We start from the raw sequence: 15207 nt of genomic DNA, 5'->3' as shown, positions 1-15207 counted from the left end.
TGGGGCAACGCATCGAAGCGGCCACCAACCGGCGCTGGTTCAGAATAGGAAATGTGATGCCCCATGCCGGCAAACGTAGCGGATCGGGATGCGGCATGACCAATGCAAGCTTTGCATCGCCCCGCGCCGTCTCGGCGGCAATTTCCCTGATTCCTTGCCCGCTCATCTCAGCCGTTCCGCATGCGCCTCCAATGTCCTCGCCTTCCTTATCCTGCCACGCCACCGACAGGTTATGCAAATTTTGCATCATGCAGACTTGGCATCGATGGCGGCGTTCGGACGGCTTAAACCTGGTGGGTGACAACCCTTCGCCCGATCGGTTCTCGCGTTCTGATCGGACGATCACCTTGGATGAGACCTAGAGATGAAAATCTGTGTACTGGGCGCCGGCGTCATCGGACTGACGACCGCATGGTGCCTTGCCGAGGCCGGGCACGACGTCATCATCGTCGACCGGCACGCTTCCACCGCGAAAGATGCCAGCGCCGCCAATGGCGCCCAGCTCTCTTACGCGTTCGTGGCGCCGCTGGCGTCGCCGGCAACCCTGAAGAAGCTGCCGTCGCTGCTGCTGTCACCGGAATCGCCGATGCGCATCCGCGCCGGGCTCGATCCCGCGTTGATTTCCTGGGGCCTGCGCTTCTTGCTCGCCTGCCGGCCCGCAGCGGTGCGCGAGACCATTGCAGCGCAGCTCGCGCTCGCCGCCTTGAGCCGGAGCGAACTGGCGCGGTTGACGCAAAGCCTGATGCTCTCGTTCGGATTGCGGACCGCCGGCAAGCTCGTCTTGTTCCGACGCCAGGGCGAATTCGAGGCAGCGCGGCGCGCGATCACCGCGAATGCCGGCGAGGATGGCCAACAGGCATTGACGCCGGCGGAATGCCTTTCGCTCGAGCCTGCGCTCAGACTTGATGCCGGCGAACTCGCGGGCGGAATCTTCACGGCCTCCGAACAGGTCGGGGATTGCGCGGCGTTTTGTGCGGGCCTCACGCTCCAACTGAAACGGCAACGCAACGTCGAATGGGTACTCGGTACGGAAGTTCGCGGGCCGGTTCGATCCGGCGGCCGGTTGGTGGCCATCGACACGAACCAGGGCCATGTGCAGGCGGATTATTTCGTTTTGTGCATGGGCGCGGCATCGGCGGCATTTGCGAAAGCGTGCGGATTCTATCTGCCGATCTATCCGCTCAAAGGCTACAGCATCACCCTTTCACCGGCGCCGGAGGCGCGTGTGCTCCGGCACAGCGTCACGGATATGGAGCGCAAGCTGGTATTCGCCCCGCTCGCGCGCGATCGCCGCCCCGCCATCAGGGTTGCCGGCATCGCCGATCTTGAACGCGGCACCACGATCGATGCAGGGCGCGTCGGCGTGCTGCGCCGCGCATCCACCGAGCTGCTTGGTATCGACGCGGCCGGTGACGTCGAGCCCTGGTGCGGGCTTCGTCCGATGACGCCGGACAGCCGCCCGATCATCGGCTGGTCGCCGCTCGACGGCCTCTTCATCAATTCAGGCCATGGCATGCTCGGCTGGACGCTGGCATGCGGCAGCGCGCGGCTGACGGCTGACATGATTGAGTGCAAGCGCTCGGTCACCGCGGCCGGGGCGTTCGCCCTGCGCCGCGCCGCCTGACGGACGCAGGTTGCGAACCAGCGGAACCAACCGTCCAGGTCGGTCCGCACCAGATCTTGCCCAACATCCCACGGTGCAGTGGCGATCTAATTCCGTAATTCGGGATGCCGGCGGCAGACCATTTGTCGCATACATCGTTTCCAGCCTGCTGCGGCGCGGGCGGCCTCAGCCGCCGCGGTCAACAAGCTTTTCTTCCAGGGCAATTTCAGGGAAGATCGCGCCCGGGAAAGAAACAATCGGCTCCGGTATCAAGGGAAGCCGCAGGGAGGTGTTGCATATGTTTCGATATGGCCGTCTGACGATCGCCGTTGTTGCCGTCGGCATGCTGATTTCAGCAGCCGCCGGCGCGCAGGAGTATCCCACCAAGCCGATCACCCTGATCGTCCCATGGCCGGCAGGCGGCTCGACCGACCTCTCGATGCGGGCCATCGCCGAAAGCGCTTCCAAGGTGCTCGGACAGCCGATCGCCATCGACAACAAGGCCGGCGGCAGCGGCACCGTCGGCCCCGCCACCATGGCGGCAGGCGCCAAGCCCGACGGCTACACCATTGCGCAGATTCCGATCACCGTATTCCGCCTACCCTTGATGCAGGAAGTGTCCTGGAATCCGGACAAGGACTTCACCTATATCGTCCACCTCACCGGCTACACGTTCGGCGTCACCACCAGCGCCGAGTCGCCGTTCAAGACCTGGAAGGACGTCGTCGATTACGCCAAGCAGAATCCCGGCAAGGTGACCTATGCGACGCCGGGCGCCGGCACATCGCTGCATATCGGCATGGAGCAGATCGCGACCATGGCCGGCGTCAAGCTCACCCAGGTGCCATTCAAGGGCGGCGCGGAAACCAATGCGGCGGTGCTCGGACAGCACACCATGCTGCAGGCGGATTCGACGGGATGGCGGCCGCTGGTCGACGCCGGCAAGCTGCGGCTGCTGATGGTGTGGACCTCGGCGCGCTCGCCGAATTATCCCGACGTGCCGACGCTGAAGGAGCTCGGCTATCCCATGGTCTATGATTCCCCGTTCGGTATCGCCGGACCGAAGGGCATGGACCCGAAGATCGTCGCCAAGCTGCACGACGCCTTCAAGAAGGCGCTGGATGATCCGGCCGTAATCGCGACGCTCGCCAAATTCGACATGGTGCCGAATTACAAGAACACCGAGGACTACAAGAAGTTCGTCGTCGAGGTTACCGAGTCAGAGCGCAAGGTGGTCGACAAGCTCGGTCTGGCGAAGAAGACGAACTGAACCGCCGTATCCCGGGCGCGATGCAGCGCGCAAGCGCTGCTTCGCAGAGCCGGGACCCACGGCGCCCGCAAACCCTACGCCCGCAAACACTACGCCTGCAAACACATTGGGCCCCGGCTCTGCAGCGCACCACCATAGCGCGTCAAGACGCGCGTAAAACGCGCTGATGGTGCTGCGCAGTGTCCGAGGGACGGCTGAGAGAAGCACATGAGTAACGGCAGCGACGTCAAATTCCGCCTCAACAATTCCGAACTGTGGGGCGGGCTGATCGGGCTTGCGCTCGGCGGCTTCGTGATCTGGTCCGGGCTGAAGCTCAAGCTCGGCACTATCAACGACCCCGGCTCCGGGTTCGTGCTGTTCTATACCGGCATTCTGATGTGCCTGTTCGCCACCTCGATCATGACAGCCGCATTGACCGAGGGCGGGCCGACTTTTGGCTCGCGCTGGGTGAATACGCGCTGGACCAAGCCGTTGCTGGTGATCGTCTGCCTCATCGCTTTTTCCTTCGCCCTCAACCCGCTCGGCTTTCTTTTGACCTCCATTCCGCTGATGTTGCTGCTGTTGCGCGTGGTCGATCCGGTCCGCTGGCCGCTGGCCGTTCCAATTGCAGTGCTGGTTCCGCTCGGCATGTGGTGGATCCTCAAGCGCCTGCTCCTGATCCAACTGCCTTCGGGCATCTTCGAAATCGGCTGATCGCACCATGGACACACTCGTCAATGTCGCCCATGGCTTCGGCGTCGCCCTGCAACCCGTCAACCTGATCTACTGCTTCATCGGCGTCTTCATCGGCACGCTGGTCGGCGTGCTGCCCGGCATCGGCCCGATCTCTGCGATGTCGCTGCTGCTGCCGATCACGCTCTCGGGCACGCCGGAGTCCGGCATCATCATGATGGCCGGCATCTACTACGGCTCGATGTATGGCGGCTCGACTACCTCGATCCTGGTCAACATTCCCGGCGAAGCTGCTTCCGTCGTCACCTGTATCGATGGCCACCAGATGGCCAAGCAGGGCCGCGCCGGGCCGGCGCTCGGCATCTCCGCATTCGGCTCGTTCGTCGCCGGCACCTTCGCGCTGATCGCGTTGATGCTGGTGGCGCCCAAGCTCGCCAGCGTCGCGATCGCTTTCGGACCGGCGGAATATTTCAGCCTGATGGTGCTCGGCCTCGTGGTTCTCACCTTCCTGACGCAGGGCTCGATGGCGAAAGCGCTGCTGATGGCGTGCATCGGCGTCGTGCTTGGCGTGGTCGGGCTCGACAGCATTACCGCCCAGCCGCGTCTGACTTTCGGCCGGGTGGAACTGATCGACGGCATCGGCCTCGTTCCCGTGGTGATGGGCCTGTTCGGAATCGCGGAAGTGCTGCTCAACACCGAGCAGGTCATCAAGCGCGACATCATCAACACGAAGATCACGCACCTGCTGCCAAGCAGGGCAGACTGGAAAGCCAGTGCCGGCCCGATGTCGCGCGGAACGATCCTTGGATTTTTCCTCGGCATCCTGCCTGGCGGCGGCGCGGTGATCTCGTCGTTCGCGTCCTATGCGCTTGAGAAGCGGCTGTCCAAGACACCGGAGCGCTTCGGCAACGGCGCGATCGAGGGCGTGGCGGGACCCGAAGCAGCCAATAACGCCGCAGCCGGCGGCGCCTTCATTCCGCTGATGACATTAGGCATTCCGCCGAACGTGGTGATGGCGCTGTTGCTGGGCGCCTTCGTCGTTCATGGGCTGCAGCCCGGCCCGCTGATGATCACGCAAAACCCTGGCCTGTTCTGGGGCATTGTCGCCAGCATGTATATCGGCAACCTGATGCTGCTGGTGCTCAATCTGCCGATGATCGGCATGTGGGTGCAGCTTCTCAAGCTGCCCTACAACGTCCTGTTTCCCCTGATCATCCTGTTCACCATCATCGGCGTCTATTGCTCCAGCAACAACGTGTTCGACGTCTATGTGATGATTGCATTCGGCGTGATCGGCTATTTCATGCGCAAGCTCGGCTACGAGCCGGCACCGCTGGTGCTGGCCTTCGTGCTGGGGCCGATGCTGGAAAACAATTTGCGCAAATCGCTGATCCTATCGCAAGGCGATCTCATGACCTTCGTGCAGCGGCCAATCTCGGCCGCCTGCCTGTTGTTCGCCTTGGTGCTGCTTATCGCGCCGCTGCTGCCCGCGCTGCGCAAGAAGCGCGAGATGGTCGCGCTGGACGAGGGGGTGTGAGCCGCAGCTAGAACGCCCGCTTCTTCTCGCCGAGATCCCAGAACAGCCCCGCCATGATGGCGAGCGCTTCCTCGGTCACCGGCAGAAGAATGTGCTCGTCCGGCGCATGCTGAGAGCAGCCGGGGTAGGAGTGCGGCACCCAGATCGTCGGCAGCCCCAGTCCCTCGGTAAACACGTCGTTGGGCAGCGAGCCGCCGAAATTCGGCAGGATCGCCGGTGCCTTGCCGGTGGTCTTGAGAATTGATTCCGCCGTCCAGTTTACCCAGGGACTGTCGACATCGGTGCGCGAAGCAGCAAAACGCTGCGCGCCGCTGACCTCCACCATCGAAAAGCCGTTGGCATGCAGATGCGCGCGCACGGCGTCGACCACCTCTTCATATTTGGTGCCGACGACGAAGCGAAGCTGCAGCACGGCATTGGCGCGCCCGGGAATGGCGTTGGCCGGCTTGTCGATGCTGCCTGACGACATCGCCAGCACTTCCAGCGTATTCCAGGCGAACAGCCGCTCGGCCGGCGTTAGTCCCTCCTCGCCCCAGTCGGGCGCCAGCGCCGGCTCGTCCGCGGTCGGCTCGATCTTCACGTCCGCGAGCGCCGCGCGGACGGCGTTCGAGATCCGCGGCGGCTTCAGCGCGTCGAGCTTCATCCGTCCCTTGCCGTCGACGAGGCTGGCAATGGCATTGCAAAGGATCGTCGCGGGATTGGCGAGCACCCCACCCCAATTGCCGGAATGGTTTCCGCCCTCGCGCAGATTGACATCAAGATGGATGCGGTTGCCGCCGCGGCAGCCGAGGAAGATGGTCGGCCGCTCCGCTGACAGGCGCGGCCCATCGGACGCCAGGAACAGATCGGCCTTCAGTTCCTCGCGATGGGCTTCGCAGACCTGTCGCAGATCGGGCGAGCCGATCTCCTCGCCGGTTTCGATGATGAATTTGGCGTTGAAGCCGAGCTTGCCGCCGCGGATCTCGCGCACGGCGCGCAAGGCCGCGAGATTGATGCTGTGTTGGCCCTTGTTGTCGGCGGTGCCGCGGCCATAGACGCGTTCGCCTTTGGTCGTGGTCTTCCAGGGATCGAGATTGTCGCGCCACTCGCCCTCCATGCCGTCGACGACATCGCCATGGCCATAGGTGAGCACGGTCGGCAAGGAGGCATCCTCGCGATAATCCGCCAGCAGATATGGTCCCCTGCCAGTCGGCGATTCGATCAGGCGGGTGGAGAAATCGAGCGCGGCAAAGGCAGGCTGAAGGTCCTCGACGAGATAGGCGCGCAACGCGTCCTCGCGGCCGGGGTTCTGGCTTTCGGTCCGATAGCCGACCCTGCGCCCGAGTTCGGCGAGAAACGCGCCGGAATGGAGATACTCGCGTGCCCGCGCAACCGCGTCGGCTCTATCAGCCATATTTTCTTCCTTTGTTCGTTGCCGTGTTGGGCCGCAACCTATCGGGATAACCCGCCCGCTGGAAGTGGTGGGGCGTGCCGAATGGGCCTTGCCAAACACAGCGGGGATGCAACAATTTCAGGCAACAGCCCGGCGATTAACCGGGCGGATGCGCGCGGGAACTCTGCGCGCTTCGAGGTTCGCGTCATGACAAAGCAAATCCGGCTCAACGCCTTCGCCATGAACTGCGTGGCGCATCAATCGCCGGGGCTCTGGACCCATCCGCGCGACCGCACCCTCGGCTACAACCGTCTGCCCTACTGGCTCGATCTGGCAAAGGTGCTGGAGCGCGGGCGGTTCGACGGGCTGTTTCTCGCCGACGTGCTCGGCGTTTACGACGTATTCGGCAATAGCCCGGACGCTGCGCTGCGCAATGCCGCGCAGACCCCGGCCAACGAACCCTTGATGCTGATCCCGGCGATGGCGGCGGTGACGCAAAATCTCGGCTTTGGCGTCACCAGCAATCTCTCCTTCGAGCCGCCCTACCCGTTTGCGCGGCGCATGTCGACGCTCGATCACCTCACCGAAGGCCGCGTCGGCTGGAACGTGGTGACCGGCTATCTCGACTCTGCCGCCCGCGGCGCCGGCAAGGACAAGCAGACCGCGCATGACGACCGCTACGAGATCGCGGATGAATATATGGAGCTGGTCTACAAGCTCTGGGAAGGAAGCTGGGAGGACGACGCCGTGCTACGCGACCGCTCGCGCGGCGTCTTTGCCGATCCGACGAAAGTGCATCGCATCCAGCATGAGGGACGCAACTACCGGCTCAACGCCATTCACCTGAGCGAGCCGTCGCCGCAGCGAACGCCGGTGCTGTATCAAGCCGGCACCTCGCCGCGTGGAAGGCAGTTCGCCGCGCAACACGCCGAATGTGTGTTCATGTCGGGACCGTCGGCCAAGATCATCGGCCCGCGGGTAGCGGCGATCCGGGCGATCGCCAAGGAGATCGGGCGCAACCCGGCTGAAATCCTGATGTTCTCGATGATGACGATCATTCTCGGCCGCACCGAAGCCGAGGCCAAGGCGAAATACGCCGACTATCGCAAGCACATCGCGCCCGAGGGCGCGCTGGCGTTGATGTCGGGCTGGATGGGCGTGGATTTCTCGAGTTACGACCTCGAGCAGCAGGTGCGCCATGTCCAGAACGATGCCGGACGCACCGCGCTCGACAATGTTACCCGCGCCGATCCTGACAGGGTCTGGACCGTGCGCGAGGTGGTCGAGCATGTCGGCATTGGCGGCGCAGGCCCCGTGGTGGTCGGCACGCCTGAGAAGGTTGCCGACGATATCGAGGCGTGGTTCGAGCAGACCGACGTCGATGGCCTCAACGTCGCGTTCGCCATCTCGCCCGGCGATTTCGAGGATATCGCCGACATGCTGGTGCCGGAGTTGACCCGGCGCGGGCGATACAAGGCGGCGTATGCGGAAGGGACGTTGCGGGAGAAACTGTTCGGCAAGGGCCGAGCGCGGCTGACGGAGCAGCACCCGGCGGCAAGGTATCGGCCGCATGGGCGGGCGAAAGCGGCTGAGTAGCGCAACACTAGTCCCGCCGTCATTGCGAGCGAAGCGAAGCAATCCATCGCGCCGCAAGCAGAGAAATGGATTGCTTCGTCGCGTTGCTCCTCGCAATGACGGGGGTAATCAATTCACCGAATTGCTGACGACCACCTCGATCAGCTTCGCGCCGGGGCGGCTGAAGGCGGACGACAACACCGACTTCAACTCACCGGGATCGGTCACCTTGGTCGCTTCCAACCCCAGCGATTTCGCCACACCCGTGAAATCCACCGGTGGATCGACAAAATCCATGCCGACGTAATGATCGTCGCCATGGAAGGCGAGCAGCCGCTGCTTGATGATGCGGTAGCCGCCATTGTTGACGATCACGAACGTCAGCGGCAGCTTGTGGTTCGCCGCCGTCCACAGCGACTGGATCGAATACATCGAGCTGCCGTCGCCGGAGTAGCACACGACGGGCCGCTGCGGATTGGCGAGGCTGACGCCGACGGACGCCGGCAAGCCCCAGCCGATGCCGCCGGAGGCCAGCGCGTGATAGCCATAGCGATCACGATGCGGACGCAGCGCGATTATCTGACGCGACGATGTCAGGCCTTCATCGACAAGGATCGCGCTATCAGGCATCGCCTCGACAACCTGCAGCGCCAGCCAGTCCGGATCGATCGGCGAGGTGTTGGCATGTTTTGAGATCTGTTCGACCAGCGGCTTGCGCCGCGCCGTCCAGTTGTTTGATGCGAGCGCGTCGAGCCCTCGCTTCGCGCGCGCCTGCAGCCCGCCGCCGCCGGCGGCCTGCAGCGCCGGCACAAGCGCGTGCAGGGTTTCCTTCACGTCAGCCTTCACCGCAATGTCTGCGCCGTAATTCCTGGCAAGGTCGTTGTCGACCAACCCAACCTGCACGATCGACAGCCCGTCCGGCAGCGGATCGGTCTCGCTGTAGACCGACATCCGCAGGGGATCGCCGCCGAGCGCAATGAGGAGATCGTAGGGCGCCAGCGTCTCGCGGGCGATCTTCTGGATGCGCGCGATCGCGCCCATGAAGCACGGGCTTTCGGACAGGAAATGCGCGCCATAGGGCGTCGACGACTGATACGCCGGACAGCCCAGCGTTTCCGCCAGCTCGGCGGCCTCCCGCAATGCATCGCTCTTGACGATCTCGTCGCCGACGATGATCACGGGCCGCTCTGCCTTGAGAATACGCGCGGTCAGCGCCTGCAGCGCCTCCTCCGACGGCTTGACACTTGTGTCGATGCGGGTCGAGCGGCCGAGCTCGATGCCGGCCTCGGAATTGAGGATGTCGCCCGGCAGCGAGATGAACACCGGTCCCGTCGGCGGCGTGGTCGCGATCTTGGCCGCGCGGCGCACGATCCTTGGCAGATCCTCCAGCCGGGTCACTTCCACCGCCCATTTGACCAGGGGCTGTGCCATCTGCACCAGCGGGCCATAGAGCACCGGCTCGGTCAGGCCGTGGCCCTGCTCCTGCTGGCCGGCGGTAAGGATCAGGGGCGTGCCGGTAAAGCTGGCATTGTAGAGCGAGCCCATGGCGTTGCCGAGGCCGGGCGCGACATGGACATTGCAGGCGACGAGCTTGCCCGAGGCGCGGCTGAAACCGTCGGCCATGGCGACGACGAGGCTTTCCTGCATCGCCATCACATAGGTTAGGTCGGGATGGTCCTTTAGCGCGTGCATGATCGGCAATTCGGTGGTGCCGGGATTGCCGAACAGATGCGTGACGCCTTCGTCCTTCAGCAGTGCAAGGAAAGCGGAGCGGCCGGTGATTTTGTTCTTCATGTCTCCTCCTGCCCGCCGGTCCGTCGGCCTGCGGGATGGAGGCAGATGACCAAACTTGAACGTCGCGCGCAATGGAGCGAGGTCATGGCTGCTCTGCGCGTGCACTCTCGTGTCCCGGACGCGGCGCACACTCTTCGGCGGTACACCGCAGGGCCCAGACACAAAATCGCGAAAACAACCCCATGCAAAGTAGAATGGGCCCCCGGCACGCCGCACTCAGGCCGCTTGCGCCCGAGGCAGGAGACGGTCCGTCGTCATGACCCAACCTGATCTCATCCTGCCCTAGACCATCCCCTCACGCTCCGCGCGCTTCTTCTTTTTCGAGCGCTGCCAGACGACGCCGGGATATCCCTTCAGCGGCACCAGCGGCTCGCCCGTATAGGCCCATTCCTGCAATTCTTCGATGGCGATGTGATAGAGCGGCTGGCGGCCGGTGCGGCCCGAGAACAGCGCGCGGGGAATGTTGACCATGTGGGGCGAGCGCGGGCGTTCATAGGCAATCGGCGTGCCGCAATTGGAGCAGAAACTGCGTACGGTCTTGGTGGCCTCGTCTTCGTAGCGCGCGAGGCTGGTCTTGCCCCTGGTGATCCGAAAACGCTTGCGCCAGCTCCCGACATAGGTCGCGTACGCCGCGCCGTGCGCGCGACGGCTCGACGGCGAATGATCGTGCCAGGCCCAGCGCGCCGGCACGTCGATCTCGAAGGCGACCTTGCCGCACAGGCATTGTCCTACGGCCGGTTTGCCGAGTGCGACAGCCTTGGTTTTCTTCTTGTCTAATTCCTCTTCCGGAAACATGTTTGGCCCATCCTCACGTTTTGTCATTGCGAGGAGCAAAGCGACGAAGCAATCCATTCTTTCGGCTCATGGCACGATGGATTGCTTCGCTTCGCTCGCAATGACGGCGGAGCTTCACGCCTGCTCCAGCTCATCGTGCTCCGGATAGTCCGTATAGCCCGCCACGTCGCCGCCGTAGAAGGTGGCGCGGTTATAAGGCGTCAGCGGGAAGCCGCGCTGCAGGCGGCGCGGCAGGTCCGGATTGGAGATGAAGATGCGGCCGAAGGCGACCGCATCGGCATGGCCATCCCTGATTGCTGCATCGGCAGTCTCGCCGGTAAAGCCGCCGGCGGTGACCAGCACGCCCTTCCAGATCGGGCGGAACAGCACCATCGCCGACGGCACGTTCTGGTGGTTGACCTCGGCGCGGCCGGCGCCGGAGGAGCGCGGCTCGATGAAATGCAGATACGCCAGCCCAAGCGGATTGAGCTGCTCGACCGCATATGTGTAGAGCGGCATCGGGTCCGGCTCGCCGCTGCCATTGGCAACACCATAGGGCGACAGCCGCACGCCGACGCGGTCGGCGCCCCAGACCTCGACCACGGCCTGCGTCACCTCCATCAGGAAGCGCACGCGGTTCGGAATCGAACCGCCATATTGATCGGTGCGCAGGTTGGTGTGCGATTGCAGAAACTGCTCGATCAGATAGCCGTTGGCGCCATGTACCTCGACACCGTCGAAGCCGGCGGCAAGCGCGTTCTTCGCGGCCTGTCGATAGGCGTCGATCACGCCGGGAATTTCCGACGTCTCGAGCGCGCGCGGCGTCTCGTAGGGGACAGCCTTGCCATCAGCCGTGCCTGTTTTCAGGTCCGCGATCGGTACCGCCGAAGGCGCGACCGGCAGCACGCCACCAGGCTGGAACGAGGAATGCGAGACCCGCCCGACATGCCAGAGCTGCAGGAAAATTACGCCGCCCTTAGCGTGAACCGCATCGACCACCTCGCGCCAGCCGGCGATCTGCGCTTCCGTATAGATGCCGGGCACGCCGGGGCTGCCGAAGCCCGTCGCCATCACGGGCGAAGCTTCGGCGATCAGCAATCCGCCCGGCGTCGCGCGCTGCGCGTAATACTCCGCATTCAATGGCCGCGGCGCCAGCGAGGGCTTGGCTGCCCGCATCCGCGTCAACGGCGCCAGCGCGAGACGATGCTGGAGCTGATAGGGACCGACCTTGAGCGGCGAAAACAGCGATGGATACTTCATGTCTATTCCAGAACCCCCGTGTTGATACGGATATGTAACCGCTTCAGCTTGTTCGTAAAAGGCTCCGGTGGCAATCTCGCCACGCGATGCAAGAGAGCAAGTCGCCCATGCCGAAAACGAACGCCAGATCGCTGCCTTCGCTGAGCGTCCGGATCGACCTGGCTGACGAGGCACGCATCGGACCCGGCAAGATTCAGTTGTTGGAGAGCATCGCGGCCTGCGGCTCGATCTCGGCCGCTGGCCGCGCGATGGATATGTCCTACAAGCGCGCGTGGGACCTGGTCGACGAGATCAACCGGATCTGCCGCCAGGCCGCGGTCGAACGGCAAACCGGCGGCAAGAACGGAGGCGGCGCGGTACTGACGCCGTTCGGCACGTCGTTGATTGCGCGCTACCGCAAGATCGAACGCAATGCCGCCAACGCCGCGCGCAAGGAGCTCGAGGCGCTACACAGGGAGATCGGGCGGCCGAAGAAAACCGCCAGCCGGTAGTAAAAGAGAAATGATGGCTCGAAGCCGCCACGGACTCTCTTCACCTCTCCCGCTTGCGGGGGAGGTCGGATCGCATCGAATGATGCGATCCGAGTGGGGGCTCTCTCCACATTATGGCTTGCGGAGAGAGCCCCCACCCCAGCCCTCCCCCGCAAGCGGGAGAGGGAGCGCAATCCTGACGCGGCGTTAGGCCGTCTTGATCCAGACTGCCTTGACGTTGAGATATTCCTCGACGTGCTGCTTGCCGGACTCGCGGCCATAACCGCTCATCTTGTAGCCGCCGAACGGCACCGCCGGGTCCATCGCCTGATAGCAGTTGACCCAGACCGAGCCGGCGCGCAGCGCCTTCGCAACCTGATGCGCCTTGCTGACATTGGTGGTCCAGACGCCGCTGCCCAATCCGAAGGTGGTGGCATTGGCGCGCTTGACCAGTTCGTCGGTATCCTCGAAGGAAATCGCCGAGATCACCGGACCGAAAATTTCCTCCTGCGCAATGCGCATATTGTCCTGCACATTGGCGAAGACTGTCGGCTGCACGAAATAGCCCTTCGAAAGCGGGCCTTCGGTCAACCGGCCGCCGCCGGCCACTGCCCTGGCGCCTTCCTTCTGGCCGATGTTGAGATATTCGCTGACGCGATCCATCTGCTGCTGCGAGACCAGTGGCCCGATTTGCGTGTTCGGATCGATGCCGTTGCCGACCTGCAGCTTCTTGCCGAATTCGGCGACGCGGCCGACGAACTCGTCATAAACCTTCTGTTCGACGAACAGCCGCGTGCCGGCGCTGCAGATCTGCCCTGAATTGGCGAACACCGCCATTGCCGCACCGGGCACCGCGGCGTCGAGATCGGCATCGGCGAACACGATGTCGGGCGACTTGCCGCCGAGTTCGAGCGACACGCGCTTGAGGTTGCCGGCGGAGGCGCGGATGATCGACTGTCCGGTGACGTGCGAGCCCGTGAACGCAACCTTGTCGACATCGGGATGTGACGCCAGCGTAGCGCCCGCGGTCTCGCCATAACCGGGCACGACATTGACGACGCCGGGCGGGACGCCGGCTTCCATGCAGAGCTCGGCCAGCCGCAGCGAGGTCAGCGGCGCTTCCTCGGCGGGCTTCAGCACCACCGTGCATCCGGTTGCGATCGCGGGACCGATCTTCCAGACGGTCGCGGCGAGCGGACCGTTCCAGGGAATGATTGCGCCAACGACGCCAATCGGCTCCTTCAACGTGTAGGAGAAGATTTCGCCGGGCAGCGAGTTCTCGATGGTTTCGCCGTGCAGCGCCGTCGCCTGCCCCGCGTAATAGCGCAGCATGCCGAGCACGCGCAGCCGGTTGCCGCGGGTGCGGCTGATCGGCGCGCCCATGTCCAGCGTGTCGAGCTGCGACAACTCCTCGAAATTCTTCTCGACGAGATCGGCAAGCTTCAACAACAGGCCCTGCCGCTCATATGGCTTGACCTTGCTCCACGGCCCCTCGAAGGCGCGGCGGGCCGCCGCCACGGCGCGGTTGATATCCTCCGCGTCGCCTTCGGCGACGGTCGCGAGCAATTCGCCGGTCGCCGGGTTGTGGGTCTCGAACCGCTTGCCGGAGGCGGCATCGACCCATTGGCCGTCGATCAACATCTTCTTGTAGGAGCCGTCCGCATAGGGATGGCGCGTGATCGGAATTGCCTGGGTGACAGCCATGTCTACACTCCCTTGAAGTCAGTCAGGATTCTTGTGGTCGCTATATTTGAATATCTATAACGGTGGCATGAAACCGTAACGCAGCCGAACGCTTGCCGAAAGCGGCCGACGCGAAGACCTCCCATGCCCTTTCGTCCATGGTAGTCTAAGGTATCCGCCGAGCGAAACCATACCTCAGATATGTCCGGAGAATGACGATGCCCCATCCAGCGATGTCGCCAAATCATGTTGCCGTGATCACCGGGGGCGCCTCCGGCATCGGGCTCGCTGCCGCGATGCGTTTCGCCGGCCTCGGCATGAGGGTGTGCATCGCCGATATCGGCGCCGAGCGCCTCGCCGAGGCCGCGGCCAAACTGGCGTCTGTCGCCAAGGGCGGCGCGGCCGACATCATGACGGCATCGGTCGACGTGAGCCGCTTCGATGACGTCGCCGGGCTTGAAACCGCGGTGCAAAAGCGGTTCGGCGGTACCGACATCCTGATGAACAATGCCGGCATCGGCCCCGACAGCAACAGCTTTGGTCCGCTGGAGAACTGGCAGCGCATTCTCGCGGTAAACCTGTGGGGTGTCATTCACGGCACCCAGGCCTTCGTGCCCCACATGGTCGAACGCGGGCGCCCCGGCCTCGTCATCAATACCGGCTCCAAGCAGGGCATCACGACGCCGCCCGGCAATCCCGCCTACAACGTCTCGAAGGCCGGCGTGAAAGCGCAGACGGAGGCACTGCAGCACGAATTGCGCAACCTGCCGGGCTGCCAGATCAGCGCGCATCTGATGATCCCCGGTCACGTCTTCACTGCCCTGACCGCCCGCGGCCGCACCGAGAAGCCGCCGGGCGCCTGGACGCCGGAGCAGACCGTCGACTTCATGATTGAGCGCATCGACGCCGGCGATTTCTACATCCTGTGCCCCGACAACGATGTGCCGCGGCAGCTCGATGAACGGCGCATGCTGTGGGCCGCCGGCGACATCGTCGAAAATCGCCCCGCATTGTCGCGCTGGCATCCGGATTACGCGGAAGCGTTCGCGAAGTTTGTGAAGGGGGAATAGTTCGTAGATTCCATGGGGCGGTGAGCGTGCCCTCTCCGGTAGGTTTGGGTTTCCACACTCGAACCATCGGAGAGTCAGATGCAAGCATCGACCGTAGACACGCCCACCGCCGCACAGTTTGGCACGA

12 protein-coding genes are annotated in these 15207 nt (G+C 64.0%); 7 read left to right on the top strand and 5 right to left on the bottom strand.

The genetic code is table 11. The annotated features are described in order from the left end of the window. The first annotated feature begins 364 nt into the window (after nucleotides 1–364). The 4 genes from AC0QUY_RS32825 to AC0QUY_RS32810 all read left to right on the top strand — a co-directional run bounded on the left by AC0QUY_RS32825 (nucleotide 365) and on the right by AC0QUY_RS32810 (nucleotide 5082). Entirely contained in the window at nucleotides 365–1624 is a 1260-nt protein-coding gene (locus tag AC0QUY_RS32825) for an FAD-dependent oxidoreductase (protein WP_475390231.1), read from the top strand. Nucleotides 1625–1901: 277 nt separating this feature from the next. Continuing rightward, complete coding sequence (locus AC0QUY_RS32820; RefSeq protein ID WP_161849845.1) at nucleotides 1902–2873, top strand: tripartite tricarboxylate transporter substrate binding protein; 972 nt, start codon at nucleotides 1902–1904, stop codon at nucleotides 2871–2873. Between the two features lie 207 nt (nucleotides 2874–3080). Further along, complete coding sequence (locus AC0QUY_RS32815; protein WP_475390230.1) at nucleotides 3081–3566, top strand: tripartite tricarboxylate transporter TctB family protein; 486 nt, start codon at nucleotides 3081–3083, stop codon at nucleotides 3564–3566. A gap of 7 nt (nucleotides 3567–3573) precedes the next feature. Continuing rightward, nucleotides 3574–5082, top strand: coding sequence for a tripartite tricarboxylate transporter permease (locus AC0QUY_RS32810; protein WP_475390229.1), 1509 nt, complete (start codon nucleotides 3574–3576; stop codon nucleotides 5080–5082). 7 nt (nucleotides 5083–5089) lie between these two features. On the opposite strand, the gene AC0QUY_RS32805 is transcribed toward AC0QUY_RS32810, so the two are convergent. Further along, nucleotides 5090–6475, bottom strand: a complete 1386-nt coding sequence (locus AC0QUY_RS32805) for a M20 family metallopeptidase (protein ID WP_475390228.1) — start codon at nucleotides 6473–6475, stop codon at nucleotides 5090–5092. A 186-nt stretch (nucleotides 6476–6661) separates the two neighbouring features. Here AC0QUY_RS32805 and AC0QUY_RS32800 point away from each other — a divergent pair, with 186 nt between their 5' ends. Continuing rightward, nucleotides 6662–8050 (top strand): LLM class flavin-dependent oxidoreductase, encoded by a 1389-nt coding sequence (locus AC0QUY_RS32800; protein ID WP_475390227.1) that lies wholly within the window; start codon nucleotides 6662–6664, stop codon nucleotides 8048–8050. Between the two features lie 108 nt (nucleotides 8051–8158). Here AC0QUY_RS32800 and AC0QUY_RS32795 read toward each other — a convergent pair whose 3' ends face one another. The 3 genes from AC0QUY_RS32795 to AC0QUY_RS32785 all read right to left on the bottom strand — a co-directional run bounded on the left by AC0QUY_RS32795 (nucleotide 8159) and on the right by AC0QUY_RS32785 (nucleotide 11857). Next, the gene (locus AC0QUY_RS32795; protein ID WP_475390226.1) at nucleotides 8159–9823 is read right to left on the bottom strand and encodes a thiamine pyrophosphate-binding protein; all 1665 of its coding nucleotides are present in this window, start codon (nucleotides 9821–9823) and stop codon (nucleotides 8159–8161) included. Between the two features lie 282 nt (nucleotides 9824–10105). After that, nucleotides 10106–10618, bottom strand: coding sequence for a GFA family protein (locus tag AC0QUY_RS32790; protein WP_475390225.1), 513 nt, complete (start codon nucleotides 10616–10618; stop codon nucleotides 10106–10108). Between the two features lie 114 nt (nucleotides 10619–10732). Further along, nucleotides 10733–11857: an alkene reductase gene (locus tag AC0QUY_RS32785; RefSeq protein ID WP_161849851.1), complete on the bottom strand. Its 1125-nt coding sequence runs from the start codon at nucleotides 11855–11857 to the stop codon at nucleotides 10733–10735. 107 nt (nucleotides 11858–11964) lie between these two features. Here AC0QUY_RS32785 and AC0QUY_RS32780 point away from each other — a divergent pair, with 107 nt between their 5' ends. Further along, nucleotides 11965–12348, top strand: coding sequence for a winged helix-turn-helix domain-containing protein (locus AC0QUY_RS32780; RefSeq protein WP_475390224.1), 384 nt, complete (start codon nucleotides 11965–11967; stop codon nucleotides 12346–12348). A 186-nt stretch (nucleotides 12349–12534) separates the two neighbouring features. Here the strand turns inward: AC0QUY_RS32780 and AC0QUY_RS32775 are convergent, their stop codons facing one another. Continuing rightward, on the bottom strand, nucleotides 12535–14031 hold the full coding sequence (locus AC0QUY_RS32775; protein WP_161849853.1) for an aldehyde dehydrogenase family protein: 1497 nt from the start codon (nucleotides 14029–14031) through the stop codon (nucleotides 12535–12537). A gap of 197 nt (nucleotides 14032–14228) precedes the next feature. Between AC0QUY_RS32775 and AC0QUY_RS32770 the strand changes: the two genes are divergently transcribed. Then, a complete protein-coding gene (locus AC0QUY_RS32770) occupies nucleotides 14229–15080 on the top strand; it encodes an SDR family NAD(P)-dependent oxidoreductase (RefSeq protein WP_475390223.1) in 852 nt (283 codons plus the stop codon). The last annotated feature ends 127 nt before the right edge of the window (nucleotides 15081–15207 follow it).

Source organism: Bradyrhizobium sp. WYCCWR15520, from assembly GCF_056174665.1.
This window is presented reverse-complemented; position numbering and strand designations above follow the sequence as displayed.